Consider the following 5,920-nt stretch of genomic DNA (forward strand, 5'->3'; position numbering starts at 1 on the left):
TGGTGAATTAGCCTTTGATTACTGACTTCCTCGTTAACTCAATCCTACACGGTAACGGTAACTTAGACCTAGCCCTATTCAATGCTTCCTTAGCGTGGGCAATATTTCTATCCTCAACCTCAACAATCATTAAAACCTCACCAGGCTTAATCTGAATAGCCCTACCAGTGGGTACACCGAAGGCAAGCCTCATACCCTCCTGTAGACGGTCGGCACCAGCCATAGCCAGCATTTTATTCTCCCTAATAACGTGGTGAGGGTACTTAATTATCTTAAGGTAGAAGTTCTGGTCTGTTAAAACCTTAGATAAGTACTTATAGGCCATCTGCCTAGCAGCTTCAAGGGCATTAACCCTAATTTGACCGCCCTCAAGAACCCTAAGCACGGCAACTGAGGTGAACCTCTCCCTATCCTTAGCCTTAGTAGCACCCATCTCAAACCTAGGTATCTGAACGTAGGGGGCGCCGTGAATATACTCCAGCCTAGTGTATGGCCTCTTAATCCTCTTATAGCACCTAGCAGGCCTTAATGGCATAAGTAACCACCACCCAGCACCCCCTTTAAAACTATACTCAATGACCTCAAGCAACTTAATTATGCCTGGTTACTCATCATAATACATTGATGAATTATATTTAATCATTTTTAATAACCTATAGCCTTCATAAACGCATCTACCTATCCTTATGTAATAGCGATTATTAATGCGATGGGATTGAGGCCAAATACAAGTATTATAATAGGGATGCCACTTAGTATTTAATAATTAATGATATTACACTTATATTAGGTTAGCAAACTTACTATAGTAGTCAATTAATGGTACCCAAACCATCATGGGTCCTGGGTCCCTATTAGCCCATGCATAATACGGTATTGCCCTGAACTTAATGTGCCTTAAGTTAACTTTAATGCCGTTAATTGGCCTATATAATTCTCCCTGATCCCTTACCTCATAGGCATCGCCCTCGATTACAACCACACCATTGAGTATATCCTTAACGTACCTAGCCTCAAGGTGGCATGTACTTTTGAGGGCAATATTCCATACATCAACACCTGGGTTATCGACTTGTTCAAGGCAGTACACCAATGGCCCCCTCTTAATAGCAACCCTTGATGTATTAGCTAATACGTGTGTATGAGAGGCAATAAGCTCAATAGGCATAGGTATCCTTAATGTTAATTCATCCCCATTTCTCCAAGCCCTCTTAACCCCTACGTACATTGATGGTGTTAATTCAAGGTCCTGTTCCTTACCGTTGATGAATAACTTACCTCCACGGCTCCAGCCAGGTATTCTCAAGTACACTGTGAATTCATCTTCCTTACTTGGATTAACAGTAACCTTAACCTCCCCGCCCCATGGGTAATCAGTGTTAACGTTAAGTTCCACAATATTACCATTAAGGTTAACCTTAGCCTCTGAGGCCACGTAGAGGTGAATCCACACACCGCCACTGGATGTTGAATATATGTAACCGGGTAATGATGCCATAAGCCTAGCAATATTTGGTGGGCAACATGCAACGTCAAACCAAGGCTGTCTCCTATGCTCACCTCTACTTGCCAGTGGATTAACGTAAAAGTATGATTTACCATCTAGGGATATTCCAGCCAATGCGGCATTATATAGGGCTAACTCCATGATATCTGCATACTTTGCATCACCAGTGGCTAGTAGCATCCTATAATTCCACATCACATTAGCAACCGCGGCGCATGTTTCTGAGTAAGCCCTATCATTAGGTAGCTCATATGGCCCACCTATTGACTCACCCTCATACCTAGATCCAACACCACCAGTAATGTACATTCTAGTGCCTGTTACATCAACCCAAAGGCGACTTAAAGCCTCCCATAGTGCCTTATCCCCAGTCTCCATGAAGATGTCGGCTGCACCGGACATTAGGTATAGGAACCTAACTGCGTGAGCGCCAGTTGGTACTTCACGTAAATCCTTGAGTGGTTTATGGTCTATGAAGTGCTCATCACCTGCATCCCATGAACCAGGCATCCTAAAATTCCTCAAAACACCCTTCCCCCTATTCTCAACCTGAAACACTGCCTCCTCTAGGAATCTCCTATCCCTAGACTCCCTATATAACTCAACCATAGCCATCTCAATCTCTGGATGTCCATCAACTGCTATTAGGTTACTGGAATTAAAGACATTAACTATGTGGTTACCTAATCTTAACGCCGCATCATATAGCCTTAAGCATAATCCACTCCTCTTACAGGCAATAGCAGCCTGAATCAAGTGACCTGCGCAGTATAATTCATGAGACTGCCTAAGGTACCTATACCTCTCCCCTAACCTATGGTAGAAGTAAGTGTTAATGTAGCCATCAGGTAATTGGGCCTCGGCAACATTATTAACAACATCACTAAGAATCTTAATTAACTGGTCATTACGCCTATTAACCAGGGCCCATGCAGTAGCCTCAATCCACTTATAGACGTCAGAATCATTGAAGAGTATACCCTTAAAACCACCCTTAACCTTACCTGAAATAACCCTGAAGTTATCTATCCTACTGGTTTCCTCAAGCAGAGTAAACATTGTAGGTAATGTTACATTAACTAACGTATCCAACCTAGGTGACCAGAAATTATCAGTAAGCTTAACGTCGCTCATTGAAACTGGCCTTAGCTTGGCATAGGGGCTTCTGGAGGTATCAATAATGAAAACGCCCATTATAATGCATGCTGCTGAAGGTATTAAAGTACTGCAGCTATTCATAAAACTTACATTATAATGCATGTGTACGGCATTCCATTCATCAATTCATTAAGGCATATAACGTTAATCTTAAACGCTAGGGATTCTATAGTATTAATTATGGTTAAGTTGATGAAGCTTACAGTGATTAATGATAATGAACCCAACCCACCACTGCTTAATGATTGGGGATGGAGTGTGCTTATTGAGACTGATAAGTGGACTCTACTATACGATGCAGACACTGAGCCAAGAATAATGGAGCACAATATTAATGCCTTAAGTATTAATCTTAGGGAAGTGGATGCAGCATTCCTAAGTCATTACCATGCAGACCACTATGGTGGGTTTAGGTACATTGGTGAGGTTAAGAGGGGCCTCATAGTTTACGTACCTGAGGAGGATAGGATCCTGGCTAAATGGGGGCTCACACCAATTATAGTTAATTCACCAAGGGAGATTCTTGATGATGCAGCTGCCACTGGTGTTATGAGAGGTATGGGCGTTAATGAACATTCCCTGGTGGTTAAGTTAAGTAACTATGGATTAGTGGTTATTGTTGGATGCTCTCATCCAGGTATTGATAATATTGTTAAGAGGGTTCATGAATTGTTCGGTAATATTTACTTAGTGATCGGCGGATTCCATGAACCATCAAGGCGCCAAATTGATGCTGTAGCGGAATACTCAAAGTATGTATGCCCAGCCCACTGTTCAGGTAATGAGGCTAAGGATTACGTAAAGGCGCATTACCCGGGAAAGTATTGTGAAGTCAAGACTGGAACTAGGCTTAATTTACCAATTACGTGAAGTATCTAATACCCATGATGGAAGTTAAACTAATACAATACGCGTCATGAGTATGGGGATTAAATAAAGTAATTATTGGAGTAATGTTTAAGTCCCCAGGTTAAGGGATATTGATGGTGATTTTAGACTAACTGCTGAGTAATGATGAACTGGCGACAGTATGAGCCAGCTTAATGGTAAAGTTAAATTAAGTCACGCTGCTGAGCTTAATGTGGGTGTATTAAGGAGATTCCTAGTATACGTTACAAGGGACATAAGTGGTGAGGCTAAGTATAGTGATACTGTTAAATTCTGTAATCAAGGTGAATCAACAATTAGGGTGAGGATTGTTTACCTAGGTGCGTTCACTAGGACTGGCCTTGAGAAGTATGTTAAGGGTGTTAGGCTCATGTTCGATAATGGGGTAATGGTAGGTGAGGGTAATGAATCAACCCCCATCCTAAACCTGAGCAGTGGGCAATGCATTAAAGGTACATTAGTGTATTATATAGACCCTGAAATAACCATTCAGCTTAATCCCGTTAAGGTTAACTTAATTAAGAGAGGCTTAATGGTAATTGGCGGTTATCAGTTTGATGTGGTTACTGTTGATTAATTAGTTAAGCTAATTAAGCCTACCCATGTATTAACCGCATGCAGTACTTGAAGTTACCTGAGAGGGTGAGTACTATTGATGAGCTTGAAGACTTATTATCAACGCCGTACCCTGAAACTATAAGTGATTTAAGTGAAGTTGATGGTGACATAATGATACTGGGTGCTGGTGGTAAGATTGGCCCATCATTAAGCATGATGGCGGCCAGGGCTGTTAAGGCTAGCGGCATTAAGAAGAGAGTGATTGCAGTTTCCAGGTTTAGTAAGGGTGACTTACCCAGTAGGCTTAGGGAAATGGGCATTGAGACTATAAGTGCCGACTTAAGTAATGAGGATGACGTCAACAAGCTACCTGATGCTGAGAACATAATATTCATGGTTGGTAGGAAGTTTGGGACAAGTAGTGAACCTGAATTAACCTGGGTAACAAACACATATGTGCCAGCACTGGTGGCTAGGAGGTTCCCTAAGTCCAGGTTCATAGTATTCTCAACAGGTAACGTTTACCCGCTGGTCCCATTAAACTCAGGTGGCGCCACTGAGGTGACTAAAACCGGGCCAATTGGTGAATATGCGTGGGCTGCGTTAGCCAGGGAGAGGATCTTCAATTACTTCTTTAGGGTTAACGGTAATAAGGCTGTGGTAATTAGGTTAAACTACGCTAATGAGCTTAGGTATGGGGTTTTACTTGACATAGCCTTGAAGGTTATTAAGGGTGAGCCCATTGACTTATCAATGGGTTACGTTAATGTTATTTGGCAGGGTGATGTTAATAATATGGTTCTTAGATCCCTCAAGCATGCCCAAAACCCACCGTTAGTACTTAATATCACTGGGCCAGAGATCGTGGCAGTTAGGTGGATTGCTGAGGAGTTCGGTAGGTTACTTGGGAGGAAACCAATATTCACTGGCAGTGAATCTGATACAGCCCTCCTTAGTAATGCTTCAAGGGCCTTTGAATTATTCGGTTACCCAAGGGTTACTTTAAGGCATATGATTAAGTGGATTGCGTATTGGGTTAGTGAGGGTAAGCCAATATATAACTTACCCACGCACTATGAAGTTAGGACTGGAGAATACTAAGGTTAATTCACCATTACTTATACTTATGAAACTGATTTAATTAACCATGCATAAGCCCCTATGGATTACTGAATAGTACCTTAATTAAGCACACCTCCTTAACTACACCTCAGTAGGCATAGTTAACTAAGGTTTTTATACACCCTATTAGCGAATAGGTACGTATGGTTAATAGTGAAGATTCATTAACACTTCGTGTAGCAGAGGCCAGGAGTCGTGATGTTGGTAGGGGCATTGTTAGAGTACCTATGAGGTTAATGAGGAAGATAAGTATTGAGCCTGGCGACTACGTTGAGATAAGCGGCAATAAGCGTGTAGCCTACGCCCAGGTTTGGCCAGCCTACAGTGATGATGAGGATAAGGACATCATAAGGATGGACGGCTTCATTAGGCAGAACATTGATGTTTCATTAGATGACCTAGTTAAGGTTAGGAAGGCTAACCTAAGGCCAGCTCAAAGGGTAACAGTGGCTCCAGTGGGTGAGGAGATTAAGATTGACCCAGATTACTTGAAGAAATCATACCTAGTGGGTAAGCCTGTGTGGCGTGGCGCAATCTTCGAACTACCCTACTACACTGGTGCGTTAAAATTCATGATAACTCAAGTAATCCCAGCCCCAGCAGCCTACGTTGGCACTGAGACTGAGGTTACAATGCAGGACAAGCCGGTTCAGGAAACTAACCTACCTCGTGTTACTTGGGAGGATA

At 42.3% G+C, this 5,920-nt stretch carries 5 protein-coding genes and 1 pseudogene; 4 read left to right on the top strand and 2 right to left on the bottom strand.

Features of this window, described 5'->3' with window-relative positions; translation table 11 throughout:
* Window positions 1-7: 7 nt before the first annotated feature.
* Window positions 8-535 (bottom strand): 50S ribosomal protein L16, encoded by a 528-nt coding sequence (locus BP896_RS06455; protein ID WP_291766868.1) that lies wholly within the window; start codon window positions 533-535, stop codon window positions 8-10.
* A gap of 246 nt (window positions 536-781) precedes the next feature.
* Entirely contained in the window at window positions 782-2,701 is a 1,920-nt protein-coding gene (locus BP896_RS06460) for a glycoside hydrolase family 127 protein (RefSeq protein WP_291766870.1), read from the bottom strand.
* Between the two features lie 144 nt (window positions 2,702-2,845).
* On the opposite strand from BP896_RS06460, the gene BP896_RS06465 reads away from it, so the two are divergent.
* From BP896_RS06465 to BP896_RS06480, 4 genes and pseudogenes are all read left to right on the top strand, one after another.
* Window positions 2,846-3,535, top strand: a complete 690-nt coding sequence (locus BP896_RS06465) for an MBL fold metallo-hydrolase (protein ID WP_291766872.1) — start codon at window positions 2,846-2,848, stop codon at window positions 3,533-3,535.
* Window positions 3,536-3,746: 211 nt separating this feature from the next.
* Window positions 3,747-4,130 carry a hypothetical protein gene (locus BP896_RS06470; RefSeq protein ID WP_291766874.1) on the top strand — a complete coding sequence of 128 codons (384 nt, stop codon included), beginning with the start codon at window positions 3,747-3,749 and terminating at the stop codon, window positions 4,128-4,130.
* A 38-nt stretch (window positions 4,131-4,168) separates the two neighbouring features.
* Window positions 4,169-5,212 carry an NAD-dependent epimerase/dehydratase family protein gene (locus BP896_RS06475; protein ID WP_291766876.1) on the top strand — a complete coding sequence of 348 codons (1,044 nt, stop codon included), beginning with the start codon at window positions 4,169-4,171 and terminating at the stop codon, window positions 5,210-5,212.
* A 164-nt stretch (window positions 5,213-5,376) separates the two neighbouring features.
* Window positions 5,377-5,920: pseudogene (locus BP896_RS06480) on the top strand (AAA family ATPase); the annotation flags it as partial.

Origin of the sequence: Caldivirga sp. UBA161 (genome assembly GCF_002506515.1) — an archaeon.
Lineage (GTDB): Archaea > Thermoproteota > Thermoprotei > Thermoproteales > Thermocladiaceae > Caldivirga.

Bases quoted from the DNA above. Each gene is read 5' to 3' on its own strand.
- BP896_RS06460 (WP_291766870.1), bottom strand. From the start codon at position 2,701: ATGGGCGTTTTCATTATTGATACCTCCAGAAGCCCCTATGCCAAGCTA.
- BP896_RS06475 (WP_291766876.1), top strand. From the start codon at position 4,169: ATGCAGTACTTGAAGTTACCTGAGAGGGTGAGTACTATTGATGAGCTT.
- BP896_RS06455 (WP_291766868.1), bottom strand. From the start codon at position 535: ATGCCATTAAGGCCTGCTAGGTGCTATAAGAGGATTAAGAGGCCATAC.
- BP896_RS06465 (WP_291766872.1), top strand. From the start codon at position 2,846: ATGGTTAAGTTGATGAAGCTTACAGTGATTAATGATAATGAACCCAAC.